Raw genomic sequence first — 18,036 nt, 5'->3', positions numbered from 1 at the left:
AAAATACATAGTTATAGTTCTTATTATATAGAAATGCACATTGAAAAAATAGTCAGAATTTTTTAATATTTATGTAACGAATCGATTTGTTACAAAACATTACATTAAATGGAATAAAAAGGAGTTGAGTGCATTTATGCTAGCAAGGTCGAACTGGAAATACATCATTTTATTTTTATTATTTTTAGGCTGGTCGCTTGGAAACTTAGATCGTTTTATTATTAATTACGCTATTTTAGATATCTCGAAAGATCTACACCTTAATGCTTCTTCTACAGGTATCATCTTAAGCAGTTTTTTTGCAGGATACGCACTGATGCAAATACCTGGTGGGTGGCTGGCAGACCGCTTTGGGTTTAAAAAAGTCATTACAATTGCCGTGCTTTTATGGTCTTTGTTTACAGTTTTTACCGGAATGGCCTGGTCTTTTGCTTCTATTATTATCATTCGCTTTTTATTTGGATTAGGGGAAGGGAGCTATTTTCCATCTGCGTCAAAAGGAATCGCAGGGTGGTTTCCTCAGCAAGAACGCAGTAGAGCCATGTCCTTTTTGTTATCGTCAGGTACGATCATGGGCGTGGTGACACCGATTCTAGCGACGCAGCTGATGCAAACGATAAGCTGGAGAAGTATCTTTTATATCATAGGAGCCATCGGGCTTGTTATTACAGTTCTGTTTGTTTTTTTACTAAAAGAAAAGCAGCAGGGGGAAAAAAGAGAGGCTTCTGCTATTCCTGCTAAGCAGATGACATTAAAAGAAATTATCAAAACCCCGATGATTTGGAATTTATTTATTGCCTATTTCAGTATTTACGCTATTAACTGGGGGCTCATGTCGTGGATGCCTACATATTTAGCCGAAGTAAGACATTTGAATTTAACAGACATCGGTTTTCTTTCCGCTATCCCAGCATTTGTAGGCATTATAGGAATGTTTGTTAGCGGCTTTATTTTAGATAAGCTTCCAGATGGAAAAGACAAGATGATAGCGGCGGTTTTTGGTTTACTGATGGGCGTTTTTCTTTGCTTAATGGCTATTTCACCTAGCGTAGGCATGTTTATCGTTTTTCAAAGCGCAGTAACTTTACTGTTTTCATTTAATGTGATTTTAATCGCTTCAGCTCCTTTAAAAATGTTGCCTGAATCAGTGGTCGGTTCAGCAAATGGTTTTATTAATACAGGGGCTCAAGCAGCCGGCGTATTAACACCAATGCTTATTGGTTTTTTAGTACAATCGTTTGGCGGGTCGTATAATGCAGCGTTTGCTTTATTAATTATCTGCGCTCTTGTCTGTGCTATTTCGTTGTTTTCGATTCGACCTGCAAAAGTGGTAGTGAACGCACAAAATGCTGTTAAATAATAAGGGAAAAAGGAGAGTGTCTCATGGGTATTGTCAAAAAAGTCGAACAACTTATTGAACAAAAGCGACACGAGCTAACTCAAATCAGTGATCAAATATGGGAATATGCAGAAACGAGGTTTGAAGAGTATAAGTCGGCACAGCTAATTTGCGACATGTTAGAAAAAGAAGAGTTTACGCTTCGTACACATATTGCTAACCTTGAAACAGGTTTTATTGGAAGTTACGGGCACGGTTATCCGATTATCGCTATTCTTGGTGAATATGATGCGCTTACCGGGCTGAGTCAAAAAGATAAGTGTGCAGTAGCAGATCCAGTCAAAAAAAATGGAAATGGCCATGGGTGTGGACATAACCTACTTGGCGTAGGCTCACTAGCAGCTGCGCTTGCAGTCAAAGAATACTTAAAAGAAAAAAATGTTCCGGGAACCGTTCAATACTATGGATGTCCAGCTGAAGAAAGTGGCTACGGAAAGACGTATATGGTACGAGAAGGATTTTTCCAAGATGTAGACATCGCGTTTTCGTGGCATCCGGCTACCGTTAATGGTGTCATGCATACGTCATCGAATGCTGTTATGCAAGCAACTTTTAAATTTAAAGGAAGAAGCAGTCATGCAGCTGCTAGTCCTCACCTTGGCAGAAGCGCTTTAGACGCTGTAGAGTTGATGAATATTGGTGTGAATTATATGCGTGAACATATGATAGATGAAGCGCGCGTACACTATGCCATTACAAACAGCGGAGGCATTTCTCCTAATGTTGTTCAAGCAGAAGCGGAAGTCATGTACTTAATTCGTGCTCCGAAGCCATCTCAAGTAAAAGAACTTTATGAACGGGTTGTGAAAATTGCAAAGGGAGCGGCTTTAATGACTGAAACACAAGTGGAACAGGAAATTCAAGGAGCCTGCGCTAATCTAATTCCAAATCAAACAATGGAGCAGCTGATGCATAAGCAAATGATGCAGATAAATTTGGCTGAAGTGAAACAAGAAGACATGGCTTTCGCCAAAGCTATTTACGAGTCTACATCCGCTGAAGACAAAGAAGCAGCAAAAAAACAAGTCGGTTCACTGCTAGACAGAGCTTTAGCAAATCATCCAGTCTTCAACCAAATTGCTCCTATGTCTAAAAATGTTTCCTTCATGACGGGATCAACCGATGTCGCAGACGTTAGCTGGAATGTTCCAACTGCACAGTGCGTGACCGCAACGTGGGCTTATGCTACGCCGTTTCATACATGGCAAGCTGTTGCTCAAGGGAAAACAGAGTATGCTCACGATGCGATGTTGTTAGCTGGAAAAGCCATTGCGGCTACGGCGATTGAAATGATAGAAAATCAAGAGCTGATTAGTCAAGCGAAACAAGAGCTAGAGGATAGGCTAGAAGGGGAAAGCTATGAATGTCTTGTGCCTTCCCATATACAGCCGCCTAATTACTCAGAAAGTGAGCACGAAGACTATAGCATGGTGTAAAAAACGTATTTTCGTGTAAGGAAAATCCGAACGATGAATCGTTCGGATTTTTTTATTGTTAGGTTGAACGTAGATTTCATTTATACCGTTTGGTCGTCTTTAGATTGGATTGATGTAGTTATGGCTCAATCTCTTTTTTGTTTTCATTAAAAATAAATGGTTAAAAATATATCTCTTTGCTGAACCTAACCCTATCTAATTGTTCAAGAAAAGAGGTAAAAACATGAGAGCGTATAAAGTAGAAAGAGATGGGTCAATTTCAACTTCACTAAAAGGAAAATCAGTTTTATCCACTTCTTATTTAAATAAAGGTTCTGCTTTTACTGAAGAAGAAAGAAAAGAGTTTCATCTGCAGGGACTTCTTCCTCCAACGGTCTTAACGTTAGAAGAGCAGGCAAAAAGAGCATATGAGCAGTTCAAAAAAGCACCGAATGATCTTCAAAAAAATAATTCGTTAAATGATCTGCATAACCGGAACGTTGTGTTGTTTTATCGTTTATTAACCGATCATTTAAGTGAAATGCTTCCCATTATTTACACGCCTACTGTAGGTCAATCTATTCAAGAATACAGCCATGAATACCATCGTCCTGACGGCTTATATTTATCCGTAAATGAAGCGGACAGATTAAGTGAGGCGATTGAAAACTTAGGGCTCGACAGCGAAGATATTGATTTGCTTGTAGTCACGGATTCAGAAAGTATTTTAGGAATTGGGGACTGGGGAGTAGGAGGGATCAATATCGCAGTTGGAAAGTTAGCGGTCTACACAGCTGCAGCAGGAATTGACCCAAGCCGCGTACTGCCTGTTGTTCTTGACATGGGGACCAATAATAAAAAGCTTCTTGAAGATCCTTTGTATTTAGGAAATCGTCATGAACGAGTAAAAGGAGAAGACTATAATCGTTTTATCGCTCAATTTGTAAAAGAAATAACGGCCAAGTTTCCTAAAGCGCTTCTTCATTGGGAGGATCTTGGGAATATTAATGCGCGTCACATTATGAAAGAATACGGAGATAAAATTTTAACATTTAATGATGATATTCAAGGAACGGGAGTAATTACTCTTGCAGCCGTTTTAACAGCCGTCCGTATTACAGGTACGCCTTTAAAAGATCAGCGGGTTGTTGTATTTGGACCGGGATCTGCTGGAATTGGGAATGCTGATCGTATTCATAGTGCGATGATGCTTGAAGGGTTATCTGAAGAAGAAGCATATGATCGTTTTTGGGCATATGATTACAGAGGTCTGTTAACGGAAGATATGGAAGATTTAGCTCCTTTTCAACAGCCATATGTTCGCCAAAATGAAGAGATTAAAGAATGGGAAAAGGGCGATGAAAATAAAATTTCACTGTTGGAGCTTGTCAAGCAAGTGAAGCCAACGATTTTAATTGGAACATCAGGCGTCACGGATGCTTTTACCGAAGAAATTATTAAAGAAATGGCAAAGCATGTAGAGCGCCCGGTGATTATGCCGCTTTCAAACCCAACTAAACTTGCTGAAGCTGTTCCAGAAAATATTATAAAATGGACGGAAGGAAAAGCCCTTATTGCAACGGGAAGTCCATTTGAACCCGTTGAATATAACGGGCACACTTACGAAATCGGACAGGCTAATAATGCATTTGTGTTTCCAGGTCTTGGTTTAGGTGCAATTGTGGTTCGCGCTCAAAAGTTTACTGAATCTATGTTTGCAGAAGCAGCCAATGCAGTAGCGCGTATAGCAGAAACAGATACAAAAGGAGATACGCTTCTTCCAAATATTAAAGATCTTCAAAAAGTATCAAAGGCGGTTGCTGTGGCAGTTGCCGATGCTGCTGTAAAAGATAACGTAGCAACTGTTACCGAAAAAAATGTAGCTGAACTTGTAGAAGAAGCGGTATGGCAGCCTGTTTATAAACCTGTTAAGGCAAGAAATGAATGAGGTGAATGATAAATGAGCATAGGTCAAATTTTTCTCATTCTCGCGCCTATCTTTTTTGTCATTTTGCTTGGTTATTTAGCAGGGCATTTTAAAAAATTTGACAAGCAAACGTCTAAGGGGCTTAACACATTAGTAACGAAGTTTGCGCTTCCTGCACACTTATTTGTAGGTGTGACGACAACGCCAAGAAAAACACTCATAGATGAATGGCCGTTTTTAGTTGCGCTGATTTTAGGCATCGTCGGGTTTTATCTCATTATATTGCTCATCGTGAAGTATGCAGGGAAGCATACGCTAACTTCTTCTTCTATGTTTGCTCTAAACTCAGCTCAGCCAACGTTTGCTTTTATGGGCATTCCGGTACTTGGAGGCTTGTTTGGTGCAGGTGCAGTAGCGATTCCAATTGCCATCACAGGAATCGTGGTGAACGCGATTTTAGATCCGTTGGCAACGATTTTGGGAACCGTTGGCCAAAGGGGACGAAAAGAAGGGGAAGAGAAAACAAGTTTATTCAAAGTAACGGTTCATTCTATTTTGCATGGTCTATCTGAGCCTTTGGCATGCGTCCCGTTAATTGGAGTGATTTTAACGCTTTGCGGCTTTCAGTCACCTAAACTGTTACAGGATATGCTTGATCAAATTGGAAGTATCACATCCGGAGCAGCTTTGTTTGCGGTAGGAGTAACGATTGGAATTGGAAAAATTAACTTCAGTAAAGGCGCGCTCGGGATCGCTGTCTTAAAAGTAGCAGTTCAACCGATCGTTATGCTTGGAATTGCAGTATGGATAGGGTTGTCTTCAGATGAAGTGACAAAAGCTATTTTACTGGTAGCTTTTCCTGGATCTGCTGTAGCTGCGATGATTGCTTTGCGGTTTGAAAGCATGGAAAACGAAACGGCCTCTGCTTTTGTTATTAGTGCTATTTTATCGCTGGTTACGCTGCCGCTTCTTATTTCTTGGCTTATGTAAATAAAAAAAAACGAAAGAGGAATTTCCCTCTTTCGTTTTAAGACGGATTAATAAGCTAATGCGAATAATCCTTTGATATGAGATAAGTAACGAACGTTACTTGCTTCTTTCATAAGTGATGCTGGTAAACCTTTTAATTGCGTTTTGTTTCCGCCGATTGTACCAATTGCATCTTTGCGTCCAAGACTTCCTAGTGTACCAGAGAAGACAGGAACGAATGATTCCATTGCTCCGCCGCGAATAGCTACTGCTAAGTTCACGCCTACAACTTCACCCATTTGCCAAGCTAATTGAGCAGTAGGTGGGTAAGGGCGACCTTCTGGACCCATTACAACCGCTGAGTCACCAGCAAGGAATACATCTTTATGAGATGTAGATTGTAAGAATTCATTTACAAGTGCACGACCGCGGTTTACTTCGATACCTGAGTTAGCAACTACAGAGTTACCTTGAACTCCGCCAGTCCATACCATTGTTTTTGTTTCAATTTTGCTGCCGTCTTTAAGTTCAACAGTTGTAGCATCCATTTTTGTTACAGGTGTACCAGTAACAAATGTAACGCCACGTTTTGTTAAGCTTGATTGAGCACGCTCTACTAATTCAGCAGGGAAGCCTGGAAGAACTGTAGGAGCTGCTTCTACACAGTATAGAGAAATTTCTTTTGGATCCACACCGTGTTTTAGGCATAGGCTTGGCATTAAGTCAGCGTATTCACCAACAAGTTCGATACCTGTTAATCCGCCACCGCCAACTACGATTGTACCGTCAGCTTTATTTTTTGTTTTGCTGTATTCAGCGATACAAGCTTCTACGTGTGCACGTAAACGGTTTGCATCATTTACTGATTTAAGAACGAAGCTGTGCTCTTCTAAACCAGGGATACCGAAGTAAGCAGTTTCACTACCTAAAGCTGTAACAAGGTAGTCGTAGCTTAATTTTGTACCATCTTCAAGAGATACTTCACGTTGATCTGGTGAAATTTCTTTTACCGTTGCAATTTTTAAATCAACGTTGTAGTTTTTAAGTAATTTATCAAGTGGTAAAGCTACCGCTTGTTCAGAAACGCCGCCTACAGCTAGACGGTGTAATTCTGTAATGATTTGGTGAGTAGCAAAACGGTTCACTACTGTAATTTTTGCTTCATCCGCACTTAGGTGTTGGCGAGCTGTCATTGCAGTTAATAAACCACCGTAACCGCCGCCTAAAATTAAAATATGTTTTGACATAGTCGATCCTCCGTCCACACTTTTTAATGAAAATTATTTTTGTTTTTCGTTTGTAATGTCTAAATACGCTTGTGCAAAGCGGAATAGTTTTTGAGCTTGTGGATCTTTAAGCATGCGTAATAAACCGAATAAACCGATTGAATTAGAAGCATTTGCTTCTGCACGATCGTTTGCTTCGATTGCAGTAGCTGCAAGACCTTTTACTGTTCCTTCTACTGGCTCGATAAATTCTTTTACTCCACCAAGTAGATCTTCTTTTAATACGTCGTCAGTTAATAATGATTGCGCAACGTCGTAAGTTTTTGTAAGCACCGTTACCATTTCAGATAATTTTGGTAAATTATCTACAAGAACAGTAAGAGCTTCTTGTACTTCAGGCTTTAACAATTGATCTAACACATCCGCTTGACCTTTGTTAACCGCCGCTTCTGTTTGTACAGCAGCATTTTCCTCTGCAGCTGATTTTTGAATAGTTGATTGAGACATGAAAAGTCCTCCTTTGCTGGATACTGTTGCATATGTAGTTCCTAGTTATCTGCTAGACTTTCAAACTACATTGTGAAGTTGTGAAATCTTGCACATAATTCTATTTTAATTTTAATACGAGATAAAATCAACTCATTTCGTTGAAAAAATAAGTGAAGAACCTCGTAACCCTTTGTTTAATAAAAGTTTATAAAAAATAAAGCGAATAATTGCCTAGGTAAATAAAATTAAAATAGGGAACTAACATAATTCCTCTTCCTACGATAAAACAAATAACGTCATATTTCAACACATACGAACTTAATATTCTATAAGTAGTAAAAAGATAGGGCGCATTTACTATTTAAAGAGTTTTCAAAAAATTACATTGACTTACTATAGTGTTCTACATATAATCTAAATATAACATCTTATGTAAGGAGATATAACATGGTTATAGTGGATGAACTTTATCATAATGTGGTCATTACATTGCCTCAATTAAAATTAATTGAATTTATAATGAAGTTAAAAGAAGCTAAAGCACAAGAAATAGAAGATATAAAAGCGAAAATTAGTAAATACGAAGAGAAGAAACGTGCTGAAGAAGCTTGGTACCAATCACTATCACCGTTTCGTAAATTTTTTACCGGGCGTCCTTTAAGTCAGCATCAAGCGGTCGAGTATATGGTATACGTAAAGGAACGCTTTAAAAAAATTGATCACCTTAAAGCACAAATGCGAGAACTTCATGAAGTTCTTGAATTAATAAAAGCGGAAAATGAAGAAACAAGTGAAATTACGCTTTCGCCTGCTATTGTACAAGAAATAAAACGACTAAAAAGCAGTGGAGGCGTTGGGATATGAGTGTTAATGAACTAAGTTTAGGTATAAATACGACGTGGGTTGTATTAACAGCGGCGATGATTTTGCTAATGGAAGGCGGCTTTGCCTTGCTAGAGGCAGGTTTTGTCCGCTATAAAAATAGCGTCAATATTATTATGAAAGTATTCGCTGATATTACAATAGGAACGCTTTGTTTCTATTTAATTGGGTTTGGATTAATGTACGGAGATGATTTAGGCGGAATCGTCGGTAAAAGCGGTTTTGCGCTCTCAGGTAATTTATCGCACCTTGACATTCCAATTGGGCTTGAAACATTTTGGCTGTTTCAATGTGCGTTTGTTATTGCGGTCATTTCTATCGTTTCTGGAGCGGTGGCAGAACGAATTAATTTCCGCGCATATCTTTTATATGCGATTTTAATGACTACATTTATTTATCCTATAGCCGGCCACTGGATTTGGGGAGGCGGATGGATTAGTAAGTTAGGGATGCTTGATTTTGCCGGTTCGGCAGTTATCCATGCTCTTGGCGGTTTTTCAGCTTTAGCAGCTGCAATAATGATTGGACCGAGAAAAGGGAAGTTCACGAAAAATGGAATTAGTTCTGTTTCTCTTCCAAGCAATTTGCCGCTTGCATCAGTGGGTGCTTTTTTATTATGGTTTGGATGGTTCGGGTTTAATGCAGGAAGTACGCTAAGTGCCACTGACGTTAGAATTGGTCACATTGCTATTGTCACAATGTTATCAGCAGCAGCAGGCGGAGCAGCTACTTTATTTTATACTTTATTTCGCTACAATCGTTCAGATGCACCTTCTGTAATAAATGGATCGCTTGCCGGACTTGTTGGCATCACGGCCGGGTGCGCTTTTGTTAATACACCATCTGCTATTTTTATTGGAGCTGTATCTGGCTTATTAATGATGGCAGCTACAAACTGGCTCGAAGCACGTCAAATCGACGATCCTGTAGGAGCTTTTCCTGTACATGCAGCTTCGGGAATATGGGGCACGTTGGCTGTTGGCTTGTTTTCTACAGACGGCGGAGTGTTTACAGGAGGGAGCTGGACGTTATTAGGTGTTCAACTTCTCGGATTAATTGCTCTATGCGCTTGGGGATTTGTTACGACGTGGATAGGGTTAAAGGTTATTTCCTTGGTGGTTCCGCTTCGATCTACGGAAGAAGAAGAAGAAGTGGGCTTAGACATCAGTTACCACGGTATCATGGCAGCTCATCAAGCTCCTGAATTTATTGAATATGAAAACTACTATGCGGAAGTAAAAGAAAAAGCCGCAGATTCGTAATAAAAGGCCGCGCCTTATAACAAAAGGGCGGCCTTTTTATGTGGAAAAAAATAGATGTAAAATACTTGGTTTAAATGATTGAAAAGTCAGAATATTTGTGTTATATTATAAAAAAGCCAAGGAGTTGATTTCTTATGAAAAAGAATTTACTTAATTCACCGCAAAAATCCAACGGAAAGGTGCTTGATGCATTATTCGCTGAGATGATTTTAGACAAGGCGATTGCAGAATTTCGTAAAGCACAGCTAAAAGAAGAAATCGACCGCACGCTATTGATGAAAAATAAAGAAGAGTTTTTAAAACTCTCATCAGAACTTAAACAAATTTCTTAATTACTTACTATACTTCACACACCATCTATTTTAGATGGTGTGTTTTATTTTTGAGACCTACTAAAAGGGATTAATTAGTAATAATTATGGACCTCCATGTACGCTTAATGGGTTTACAGGATCTCGAAACGGGGAAACCGTTCCAGAGTTCAAATTTGATAACTATTATCCACCAGCAAACGGAGCGGAACTATATCAAGTGGTAAATGGGGAAGAAGTACTTTTAGCTACCTATGTGGCAGAAGAAAAACGATTTGTACCAGCGGTTGCTAAACCAATGTAAAGGAATGTTTTTTATGATTCGAAAAGGTTTGTATGCAGCATATAATGAACGAGACTACGAATGTTATGAAACGGAAAACGGGTGTGTAAAGCTGATTAGCTATGATAAAGGCGATGTAGCAAATGGATTCATTCCATACAATGACACGACTTTTACAAAAGAAGTTCCTCGTGATGCTGTTGAAGACGTGTTTTTTGTAGCTCCGTATGCTACTTATCAAAATGAAACGTTTGGTGTGTCAGCTGCTTCTGATGGTCAAGTGCTTTTGACCACATCTGAAAAAGAAAAAGCTGATAAATATCATTTTCAACGAACGGATAAATATCTATATGAAAAACGTGTGTTAAAGGAAGAAGTGAAGTTAACGGAGAAAAAAACTCCTTATTCATAAGACGCCAAAATAAAAAGAGGATGCACTCGCATCCTCTTTTTATTTAATCAATTTTCTTGAAGTGTTTCTGTTCGTATTATCATTTGTACGAAGGAAGGTAATGCCAAGACCGATTAATCCTCCTACAATAGCAGGAACTACCCAGCCGAGACCCACTCCATACATAGGTAGAATCGATGTAAACAGATCGTTTACTGCGGCAATTTTGAATCCAGCAGCATTTAAGCCATCAAATAAACTAACGATAAACGTGAACAGAAGGCTTACTTGGTAAACTTCAGAACGTCCTTTAAATAAAGGATGTAAGAATGTTAAAGCAATTAACACAATAGCTAACGGATAAATAGCTGTTAAGACTGGAACCGAAATAGCGATTAATTCCGTTAGGCCAAAATTTGCTACAACGGCACTGAAAGCTGATAAAATGACAGCAATCAACTTATAAGAGACCTTTGGAAACAGCTTATGGAAAAAAGATGAACAAGATGTTACAAGACCTACACTTGTTGTTAAACAAGCAACGGTAATCATCAGACCTAAAAGAATTCCTCCGTAAGAGCCAAAGTAGTAATTTGATACTTCAGCCAAAACCGTACCTCCGTTATCAAGACGTCCAAGCTCTGATACGCTTGAAGCACCCATATAGGACAATGCGCTATAAATAAGAGCTAAAATAACGGCAGCGATAGCCGTAGCTTTTGCACAAATTGTAATAATTTGTCGGTTGGTTTTTGCCCCTTTTTCTTTAATTGCATTAATAATAATAATTCCAAAAACAAATGATGCTAATGTATCCATTGTTAAGTAGCCTTCTTGGAAGCCTTTGAAAAATGAGTGTGTTGTATAAGCTTCGCTTGGTGCTTCGAACTTTCCAATTGGGTTCACAACGGCTACAACTACCAATATTCCAATAAACGTTAATTTAATAGGTGTTAAAACTTTTCCTACTAAATCGACAATTTTCGCAGGATTTAGCGAAAAAAAGCACGTAATCGTAAAGAAAATTACCGTGAAAATGATAAGGGGAAGGTGACCTGAATTTTCTGATAAAAAAGGCTTAACGCCAATTTCAAACGAAACACTTCCCGTTCTTGGCATTGCAAAAAGCGGTCCGATTGCCAAGTATAAAATCGTAGTAAAGATAATACCGAAAGCTGGGTGTACGCGACTAGCTAAAGACTGCAGATCCTCTTTTCCGGAAAAACCAAATGCGAGAACGCCTAGCAGAGGCAGACCTACACCCGTTACTAAAAATCCAGCATTTGCTGACCAAATATTGCTTCCAGCAGACTGACCTAACATCGCAGGGAAAATTAAATTACCTGCGCCGAAGAATAGGGCAAAAAGCATAAAGCCAATAACCACTATAAATGAAAAAGGAACTTTGTTTGACACATTAAAACCTCCAAAATTATAAATGCTTTTTATTATCGTGTTGAATAATTAAAATTTTCAGAATTTTATATTCGAATAATAAAAATAAACATGTATCGTATTATACTAACCTAAAATGCATATTTCAATATAAAATTTTATTTTTTTTATTTATTCGCTGAAATAGCAAAAATAGAAAAATACTTAGCAAAAAAATCTCAGTGTACAACAATTATTTGATATGATAAAACAGAACCGTAGCTTTTAAAAATTTGCATGTGCGGCCTTACATCCTTATTAGTAAAGAACTGTTTACATAAGGTGCTGTAAGGATGTATATTTATACACGGTTCGTTGAACCGCATATGCTCGATAGGTGAAAGTCAACTGTGCGAAAGGAGCAAGAAAGTGAAAAGGTTAGGTCTAGCAACTCAGATTCTAATTGGACTGATCTTAGGCGTAGCTGTAGGTGCTATCTTTTACGGAAGCGATACGGCCATTTCTATTTTACAGCCAATTGGAGACATATTTATTCATTTAATTAAGATGATTGTCGTACCGATCGTGATTTCAGCATTAATCGTAGCGGTCGCAGGAGTAGGCGATATCAAAAAATTAGGTAAGCTTGGCGGAAAAACAATTCTTTATTTTGAAATTGTTACAACCATTGCGATTGTAGTGGGGATTATTGCCGCTAACTTATTCCACCCTGGTGCAGGGGTTGATATGGGACATATTGCAAAAAGCGATATTTCTCAATATGAGGCAACGGCAAAAACGTCTGAAAGTACAGGGATTGCTCAGGAGCTTCTTCATATTGTTCCGACAAACGTCTTTCAGTCGGTAGCAGAAGGCGATCTTTTACCAATCATTTTATTTTCCGTACTGTTTGGTGTAGGCGTAGCTTCGATTGGACAGAGAGGAAAACCTGTTTTAGCCTTTTTTGAAGGCGTCTTGGATGCAATGTTTTGGGTAACTAATTTGGTGATGAAATTTGCTCCAGTAGGTGTATTTGCACTTATTGGTGTTAATATTATAAAGTTTGGTGTCGGATCACTTATTCCATTAGGGAAATTAGTGTTCGCCGTTTACTTCACCATGATTTTCTTTGTGCTTGTGGTTCTTGGAATTATTGCTAAAATGGCTGGAACAAGCATGTTTACGCTCATAAAAGTGTTAAAAGACGAGCTGCTTCTTGCTTTTACAACAGCAAGTTCAGAAGCCGTTTTACCATCTCTTATCAAAAAGATGGAAGACTTCGGTTGTTCTAAATCGGTTACATCGTTTGTTATTCCAACAGGCTACACGTTTAATTTAGATGGTTCAACCATTTATCAGGCGCTGGCATCGCTGTTTATTGCTCAAATGTACGGCATTGACCTTTCCATTATGGATCAAATTCAGCTCCTTCTTGTGCTAATGTTAACCTCAAAAGGGATGGCTGGTGTACCAGGGGCATCGTTTGTAGTTGTACTTGCTACGCTTGAATCTATGGGCTTCCCTCTTGAAGGCATGGCATTTATTGCAGGAATTGACCGCATTCTTGATATGATGCGTACCACAGTTAACGTAGTAGGAAATGCTTTAGCTGCAATTGTAATGTCCAAGTCTGAAGGCGAGTTTGATAAGCAAAAATCATTAAATTACACAAATGAATTAAAGAAATCAAACATAGCTTAAAACAAAAAAGCCGGGCAGCTGCCTGGCTTTTTTGTTTGGAGCTGCCTGTTATCTTTTTTGAAACATATGGTAAAATAAAAGAAATGAGAGACAAAGGAAGTGTCATAATGACGGAAACTGTTCAGTTAATTAAAAAGCTTGTTTCGATTCCCAGTCCTTCTGGAAATACAGAAAAGGTGATTTCATTTGTCGAAGACTATGTAAAAGAGCTAAATATTCAAACGTATCGCAATCGAAAAGGAGGCTTAGTCGCTACTATTCCCGGTAAAGATACGGATCATCACCGCATGCTGACGGCTCATGTCGATACATTAGGTGCTATGGTAAAAGAAATCAAACCGAGTGGACGTCTGAAAATCGACTTGATTGGAGGGTTCCGCTACAATTCCATTGAAGGAGAATATTGTGAAATCGAAACGTCAGCAGGAGAAGTATTTACAGGGACCATCCTTATGCATCAAACATCTGTTCATGTGTATAAAGATGCAGGTAAAGCTGAGCGAAATCAAGATAATATAGAAATTCGATTGGATGAAAAAGTACATAGCGCAGAAGATGTTCGCAGTCTTGGAATTGAAGTCGGCGACTTTGTTTCGTTTGATCCTCGTGTAGAAATAACAAAAAGCGGTTTTATTAAATCTCGTCATCTCGATGATAAAGCAAGCGTAGCTTTATTGCTTCAGCTCATGAAAACAATTCAAGAAGAGCAGATCGAACTGCCATACACTACGCACTTTCTTATTTCAAATAATGAAGAAATTGGATACGGAGGAAATTCTAATATTACGCCTCAAACGGTAGAATACTTAGCGGTTGATATGGGTGCCATGGGAGATGGACAATCTACTGATGAATACACCGTGTCTATTTGTGTAAAAGATTCAAGCGGCCCATATCATTACGGTTTGAGAAAGCATTTGGTGGAGCTAGCTAAGCAGCATGATATTCAGTACAAATTAGATATTTATCCGTTTTACGGATCAGATGCTTCTGCTGCTATTCGTGCCGGGCATGACATCGTACACGGCTTAATTGGTCCAGGAATTGATTCTTCTCATGCGTTTGAGAGAACGCATCAAGATTCATTAAACCATACGTACAAGCTTCTTTACCACTATGTGCAATCGAACATGGTTCTGCTTTAAGAAAGGAATATTTAATTAGTGTATTTTTATGCAAAACAAAGAGCAGGACGGGACTGTGATGTCTGTACTTTCCTTTCCTAAAAAAGAAGCCGGCTGTCCGGCTTCTTTTTTTAATAAATACTATATATTTTTTTACTGATGAAGCAACAGTTGGTAAAAAAAGCACCTTTTTTAAAGAGGTATAATACGGCTTAAACCTTTTGTACATTTTGTTCATTTACAGAAGTTAAAATGTTTTTAAATTTTTAAAAGTTTCTTGTGACAAGTTTTGTAGAATGGGTTTTCAAAAGGATATGGTTTCGTCATAATGTGGATATAGCGATCACTACAATAATCGGAGGCGAATCTTTTCATGTGGGTACTGACGGTATATGCTGGAAAAGAAATGAAAATGTTTGAATTTGAAACTGAAACGCAGGCGAGAGAAGCTTTTGCAAAAACAAATGGCTGTAAAGTTCTTTCAGAAGTCGTGTATTATAATGATCCTCATTTAACATTAGTAGCTATATAATAAAAAAACAAGAGCTGACTTTATGCTCTTGTTTTTTTATAGCTTCTTGTATCTTACGAAAAGAATAGAGTTGAAATAAAAAAAAATGTACGCTATGATATGGTAGTTACTTCTATTATTCTGATAGTTTAAAAGGTTCATATATATCAAACAGCAACAGTAAAGATGCCAAGAAGGCTTAATAGGGAAACTGGTGAAAGACCAGTACTGTCCCCGCAACTGTAAGTGTGGACGAACGAGTATAACCACTGTGGAAAAATCACGGGAAGGTTCTCAAGTAGAATGATACACAAGTCAGGAGACCTGTCTTTATTGTGAAGTTTCTATTTCTCCGGGGAGCGGGAAGGGAAACGTTGGCTTAAAGTGGCATTCGTGTACACTTTTATTCTGACGTTTTACCCGCTCGCATATTAGCGAAGCGGGTTTTTCTCGTAGCACAAAACTACATATCGTGCAAAAAAGGTGCGCAATGTTCACATTGCGTTAAATGGGAAGTCTGGTGTGAAGCCAGCGCGGTACCCGCCACTGTGAAGAGGAGCTGATTGCATATGCCACTGTATTCGGGAAGGCGCAATCAAGTGATGAATCGAAGTCAGGAAACCAGCCTTTTTCTAATGCGAAGCTTACCCTACGGGATATAGGTGGAAGTGCAAAAACTTAGTTTGAATTTTTCTGCGCCTCTATCATTGATAGAGGCGTTTTTTTAGTAAAGGAGCGAATAAGTGTGACGACGTGGAACTTAAATGGAACAAAACATCACGTATTGATTTGTAATGGAAGCAGCTGTATGAGAAAAGGTGGAGAAGAAGCCACGCAAGCTATTCGAAATAAAGTGACTGAACTGAATCTAGATGAAGCGGTTCACACAACCCGTACGCGCTGTAACGGAAGATGCAAAGATGCTCCTGTAGCTATCGTGTACCCTTCAGGAGATTGGTACAAGCAGGTCACTGAAAACGTAGCTCATCGAATTGTTGAAGAACATTTAGCAGGAGGCTGCAGTATAAAGGAATCACTTATTTATGAATATGATCAAAACGGTTTTGTTTCTCCGGAAAAGAGTGACTCCATAGAAGGAATTGACAAAGTAAAAAGTAACGCATAAAGGAGGAGCTAGCATGAAAGGTAAACTGTTAGTTATTGGATTCGGCCCAGGAAGCTTTGAACATATTACACAGCGAGCAAGAGAAGCCATTCAAGAAAGTGATATGATCATTGGTTATAAAACCTATGTGGAATTAATTCAAGGACTATTAACGAATCAGCAAATTATTAGTACAGGAATGACCGAAGAAGTAAGCCGTGCACAAGAAGCCGTAAAGCAAGCTGAAGCGGGAAAAACCGTGGCGGTCATTTCAAGCGGAGATGCAGGAGTATACGGAATGGCCGGCCTTGTGTATGAAGTGTTGATTGAAAAAGGATGGAAAAAAGAAACGGGCGTAGAGCTGGAAGTGATTCCTGGCATTTCGGCTATTAATTCATGCGCATCCCTCCTTGGGGCGCCCGTGATGCATGATGCCTGTACGATTAGTTTAAGTGACCACCTTACGCCTTGGGAGTTAATCGAAAAACGAATCGAAGCAGCTGCACAAGCAGATTTTGTAGTAGCTTTTTATAATCCGAAAAGCGGAAGACGCACAAGACAAATTGTGGAAGCGCAAAGGATTTTATTAAAATACCGTTCCCCCGATACGCCTGTTGGTCTTGTGAAAAGCGCTTATCGTGACCGTGAAGAAGTGGTAATGACCAATTTAAAAGACATGTTAAATCATGAAATAGGCATGCTGACTACCGTTGTTGTCGGAAATTCATCTACGTTCTTTTACGATGACTTAATGATTACACCGCGCGGGTATCAGCGGAAATATACCCTCAACCAAACAGAGCAGCCGCTAAGACCGCATCAGCGACTTCGAAAAGAAGCAGAACCATGGGCTCTTGATCAAGAGGAGACTGTAAAGCAAACGGCTTCAGCTATTGAAGATGTTCAGAATACAAAAGAAGAAAAAGCAGCTTCACGAGCTCTGGCAGAAGAAGCGCTTCAAGCAATTTTAGGTGAAACTACTTCACCGGTCGTACACCAGCCAATTGAGTCTATTTTTGAAGTGGCAGTTAGTCCAGGGCTTGCAAATAAGAAGTTTACGCCCGTTCAAATGACAATACTAGCAGAAGTTGTTGGTGAAAAAGGTACGATGGAGTATACGCCTGACCATCAAATCAAACTGCAAATTCCAACGGCTCAGCCAGATGTGATTATTAAAAAGCTCCAATCAGCTTCCTTTTTACTATCTCCAGTCGGAGACGTGTTTACAATTAAAGCGTGTGATTTTTGTGATGGAGAAAAAAGTGACGCCATCCCGCATACGGAACAATTACAAAAGCGTCTCGGTGGAATGGACATGCCAAAAGAGCTGAAGCTTGGTATTAATGGATGCGGTATGGCCTGTTACGGTGCTGTTCAAGAAGATATCGGCATTGTCTACAGAAAAGGTGCGTTTGACTTATTTTTAGGGGCTAAAACGGTTGGACGAAACGCCCATTCAGGTCAAATTGTGGCGGAAGGCATAGCGCCCGATGACATTGTTGAAATAGTGGAGAACATTGTCCATGAATATAAAGAAAAAGGTCATCCAAATGAGCGGTTTCATAAATTCTTTAAGCGTGTGAAGAATGTTTATGGATTCGACTATCAAGATATAACACCAAAAATAAAAGTAGAACCAGCTCCGTGTGGAGATTAAAAATGGGAGG

At 39.1% G+C, this 18,036-nt stretch carries 16 protein-coding genes and 2 riboswitches; of the genes, 13 read left to right on the top strand and 3 right to left on the bottom strand.

The features are described 5' to 3' along the window. The first annotated feature begins 136 nt into the window (after positions 1–136). The 4 genes from LJY09_RS13125 (at position 137) to LJY09_RS13110 (ending at position 5,731) form a co-directional block, all read left to right on the top strand. Positions 137–1,360, top strand: a complete 1,224-nt coding sequence (locus tag LJY09_RS13125; RefSeq protein ID WP_028413107.1) for an MFS transporter — start codon at positions 137–139, stop codon at positions 1,358–1,360. A 23-nt stretch (positions 1,361–1,383) separates the two neighbouring features. Further along, the gene (locus LJY09_RS13120; protein WP_028413108.1) at positions 1,384–2,835 is read left to right on the top strand and encodes a M20 family metallopeptidase; all 1,452 of its coding nucleotides are present in this window, start codon (positions 1,384–1,386) and stop codon (positions 2,833–2,835) included. Positions 2,836–3,058: 223 nt separating this feature from the next. Further along, positions 3,059–4,762, top strand: coding sequence for an NAD-dependent malic enzyme (locus LJY09_RS13115; RefSeq protein WP_154972995.1), 1,704 nt, complete (start codon positions 3,059–3,061; stop codon positions 4,760–4,762). A 12-nt stretch (positions 4,763–4,774) separates the two neighbouring features. Then, complete coding sequence (locus LJY09_RS13110; protein ID WP_028413110.1) at positions 4,775–5,731, top strand: AEC family transporter; 957 nt, start codon at positions 4,775–4,777, stop codon at positions 5,729–5,731. 47 nt (positions 5,732–5,778) lie between these two features. Here LJY09_RS13110 and LJY09_RS13105 read toward each other — a convergent pair whose 3' ends face one another. Then, positions 5,779–6,957 carry an NAD(P)/FAD-dependent oxidoreductase gene (locus tag LJY09_RS13105; protein ID WP_013057328.1) on the bottom strand — a complete coding sequence of 393 codons (1,179 nt, stop codon included), beginning with the start codon at positions 6,955–6,957 and terminating at the stop codon, positions 5,779–5,781. 33 nt (positions 6,958–6,990) lie between these two features. Continuing rightward, the gene (locus LJY09_RS13100) at positions 6,991–7,443 is read right to left on the bottom strand and encodes a DUF1641 domain-containing protein (protein ID WP_013057327.1); all 453 of its coding nucleotides are present in this window, start codon (positions 7,441–7,443) and stop codon (positions 6,991–6,993) included. Between the two features lie 429 nt (positions 7,444–7,872). Between LJY09_RS13100 and LJY09_RS13095 the strand changes: the two genes are divergently transcribed. The 4 genes from LJY09_RS13095 (at position 7,873) to LJY09_RS13080 (ending at position 10,575) form a co-directional block, all read left to right on the top strand. Next, positions 7,873–8,289, top strand: coding sequence for a hypothetical protein (locus tag LJY09_RS13095; RefSeq protein WP_028413111.1), 417 nt, complete (start codon positions 7,873–7,875; stop codon positions 8,287–8,289). Next, the gene (locus LJY09_RS13090; protein ID WP_033579177.1) at positions 8,286–9,569 is read left to right on the top strand and encodes an ammonium transporter; all 1,284 of its coding nucleotides are present in this window, start codon (positions 8,286–8,288) and stop codon (positions 9,567–9,569) included. Before LJY09_RS13095 ends, LJY09_RS13090 begins: the two co-directional genes overlap by 4 nt. Positions 9,570–9,703: 134 nt before the next feature. Next, on the top strand, positions 9,704–9,901 hold the full coding sequence (locus tag LJY09_RS13085) for an IDEAL domain-containing protein (RefSeq protein WP_013057324.1): 198 nt from the start codon (positions 9,704–9,706) through the stop codon (positions 9,899–9,901). A 296-nt stretch (positions 9,902–10,197) separates the two neighbouring features. Further along, entirely contained in the window at positions 10,198–10,575 is a 378-nt protein-coding gene (locus tag LJY09_RS13080; protein ID WP_154972994.1) for a hypothetical protein, read from the top strand. Positions 10,576–10,614: 39 nt separating this feature from the next. Here the strand turns inward: LJY09_RS13080 and brnQ are convergent, their stop codons facing one another. Further along, positions 10,615–11,970, bottom strand: a complete 1,356-nt coding sequence (brnQ, locus tag LJY09_RS13075; protein WP_049164898.1) for a branched-chain amino acid transport system II carrier protein — start codon at positions 11,968–11,970, stop codon at positions 10,615–10,617. A gap of 387 nt (positions 11,971–12,357) precedes the next feature. Here brnQ and LJY09_RS13070 point away from each other — a divergent pair, with 387 nt between their 5' ends. From LJY09_RS13070 to cobJ, 5 genes are all read left to right on the top strand, one after another. Then, positions 12,358–13,629, top strand: a complete 1,272-nt coding sequence (locus LJY09_RS13070) for a cation:dicarboxylate symporter family transporter (RefSeq protein ID WP_048019195.1) — start codon at positions 12,358–12,360, stop codon at positions 13,627–13,629. Positions 13,630–13,736: 107 nt separating this feature from the next. Further along, a complete protein-coding gene (locus LJY09_RS13065) occupies positions 13,737–14,774 on the top strand; it encodes a M42 family metallopeptidase (protein WP_047750842.1) in 1,038 nt (345 codons plus the stop codon). 352 nt (positions 14,775–15,126) lie between these two features. Beyond that, the gene (locus LJY09_RS13060; RefSeq protein ID WP_014459832.1) at positions 15,127–15,285 is read left to right on the top strand and encodes a hypothetical protein; all 159 of its coding nucleotides are present in this window, start codon (positions 15,127–15,129) and stop codon (positions 15,283–15,285) included. A 146-nt stretch (positions 15,286–15,431) separates the two neighbouring features. After that, a riboswitch (cobalamin riboswitch) is annotated at positions 15,432–15,611 on the top strand. Positions 15,612–15,728: 117 nt separating this feature from the next. Beyond that, a riboswitch (cobalamin riboswitch) is annotated at positions 15,729–15,909 on the top strand. A gap of 100 nt (positions 15,910–16,009) precedes the next feature. Next, positions 16,010–16,390, top strand: a complete 381-nt coding sequence (locus LJY09_RS13055; RefSeq protein WP_033579174.1) for a (2Fe-2S) ferredoxin domain-containing protein — start codon at positions 16,010–16,012, stop codon at positions 16,388–16,390. 13 nt (positions 16,391–16,403) lie between these two features. Further along, positions 16,404–18,026: a precorrin-3B C(17)-methyltransferase gene (cobJ, locus tag LJY09_RS13050; protein ID WP_228307227.1), complete on the top strand. Its 1,623-nt coding sequence runs from the start codon at positions 16,404–16,406 to the stop codon at positions 18,024–18,026. Positions 18,027–18,036 lie beyond the last annotated feature (10 nt).

It is taken from the genome of Priestia sp. J2 (genome assembly GCF_020790095.1).
GTDB classification, from domain to species: domain Bacteria; phylum Bacillota; class Bacilli; order Bacillales; family Bacillaceae_H; genus Priestia; species Priestia zanthoxyli.
This window is presented reverse-complemented; position numbering and strand designations above follow the sequence as displayed.

Excerpts from the sequence above, each read along its gene's own strand:
- LJY09_RS13125 (WP_028413107.1), top strand. The coding sequence starts at position 137 with ATGCTAGCAAGGTCGAACTGGAAATACATCATTTTATTTTTATTATTT.
- LJY09_RS13120 (WP_028413108.1), top strand. The coding sequence starts at position 1,384 with ATGGGTATTGTCAAAAAAGTCGAACAACTTATTGAACAAAAGCGACAC.
- LJY09_RS13115 (WP_154972995.1), top strand. The coding sequence starts at position 3,059 with ATGAGAGCGTATAAAGTAGAAAGAGATGGGTCAATTTCAACTTCACTA.
- LJY09_RS13110 (WP_028413110.1), top strand. The coding sequence starts at position 4,775 with ATGAGCATAGGTCAAATTTTTCTCATTCTCGCGCCTATCTTTTTTGTC.
- LJY09_RS13105 (WP_013057328.1), bottom strand. The coding sequence starts at position 6,957 with ATGTCAAAACATATTTTAATTTTAGGCGGCGGTTACGGTGGTTTATTA.
- LJY09_RS13100 (WP_013057327.1), bottom strand. The coding sequence starts at position 7,443 with ATGTCTCAATCAACTATTCAAAAATCAGCTGCAGAGGAAAATGCTGCT.
- LJY09_RS13095 (WP_028413111.1), top strand. The coding sequence starts at position 7,873 with ATGGTTATAGTGGATGAACTTTATCATAATGTGGTCATTACATTGCCT.
- LJY09_RS13090 (WP_033579177.1), top strand. The coding sequence starts at position 8,286 with ATGAGTGTTAATGAACTAAGTTTAGGTATAAATACGACGTGGGTTGTA.
- LJY09_RS13085 (WP_013057324.1), top strand. The coding sequence starts at position 9,704 with ATGAAAAAGAATTTACTTAATTCACCGCAAAAATCCAACGGAAAGGTG.
- LJY09_RS13080 (WP_154972994.1), top strand. The coding sequence starts at position 10,198 with ATGATTCGAAAAGGTTTGTATGCAGCATATAATGAACGAGACTACGAA.
- LJY09_RS13065 (WP_047750842.1), top strand. The coding sequence starts at position 13,737 with ATGACGGAAACTGTTCAGTTAATTAAAAAGCTTGTTTCGATTCCCAGT.
- LJY09_RS13060 (WP_014459832.1), top strand. The coding sequence starts at position 15,127 with ATGTGGGTACTGACGGTATATGCTGGAAAAGAAATGAAAATGTTTGAA.
- cobJ (WP_228307227.1), top strand. The coding sequence starts at position 16,404 with ATGAAAGGTAAACTGTTAGTTATTGGATTCGGCCCAGGAAGCTTTGAA.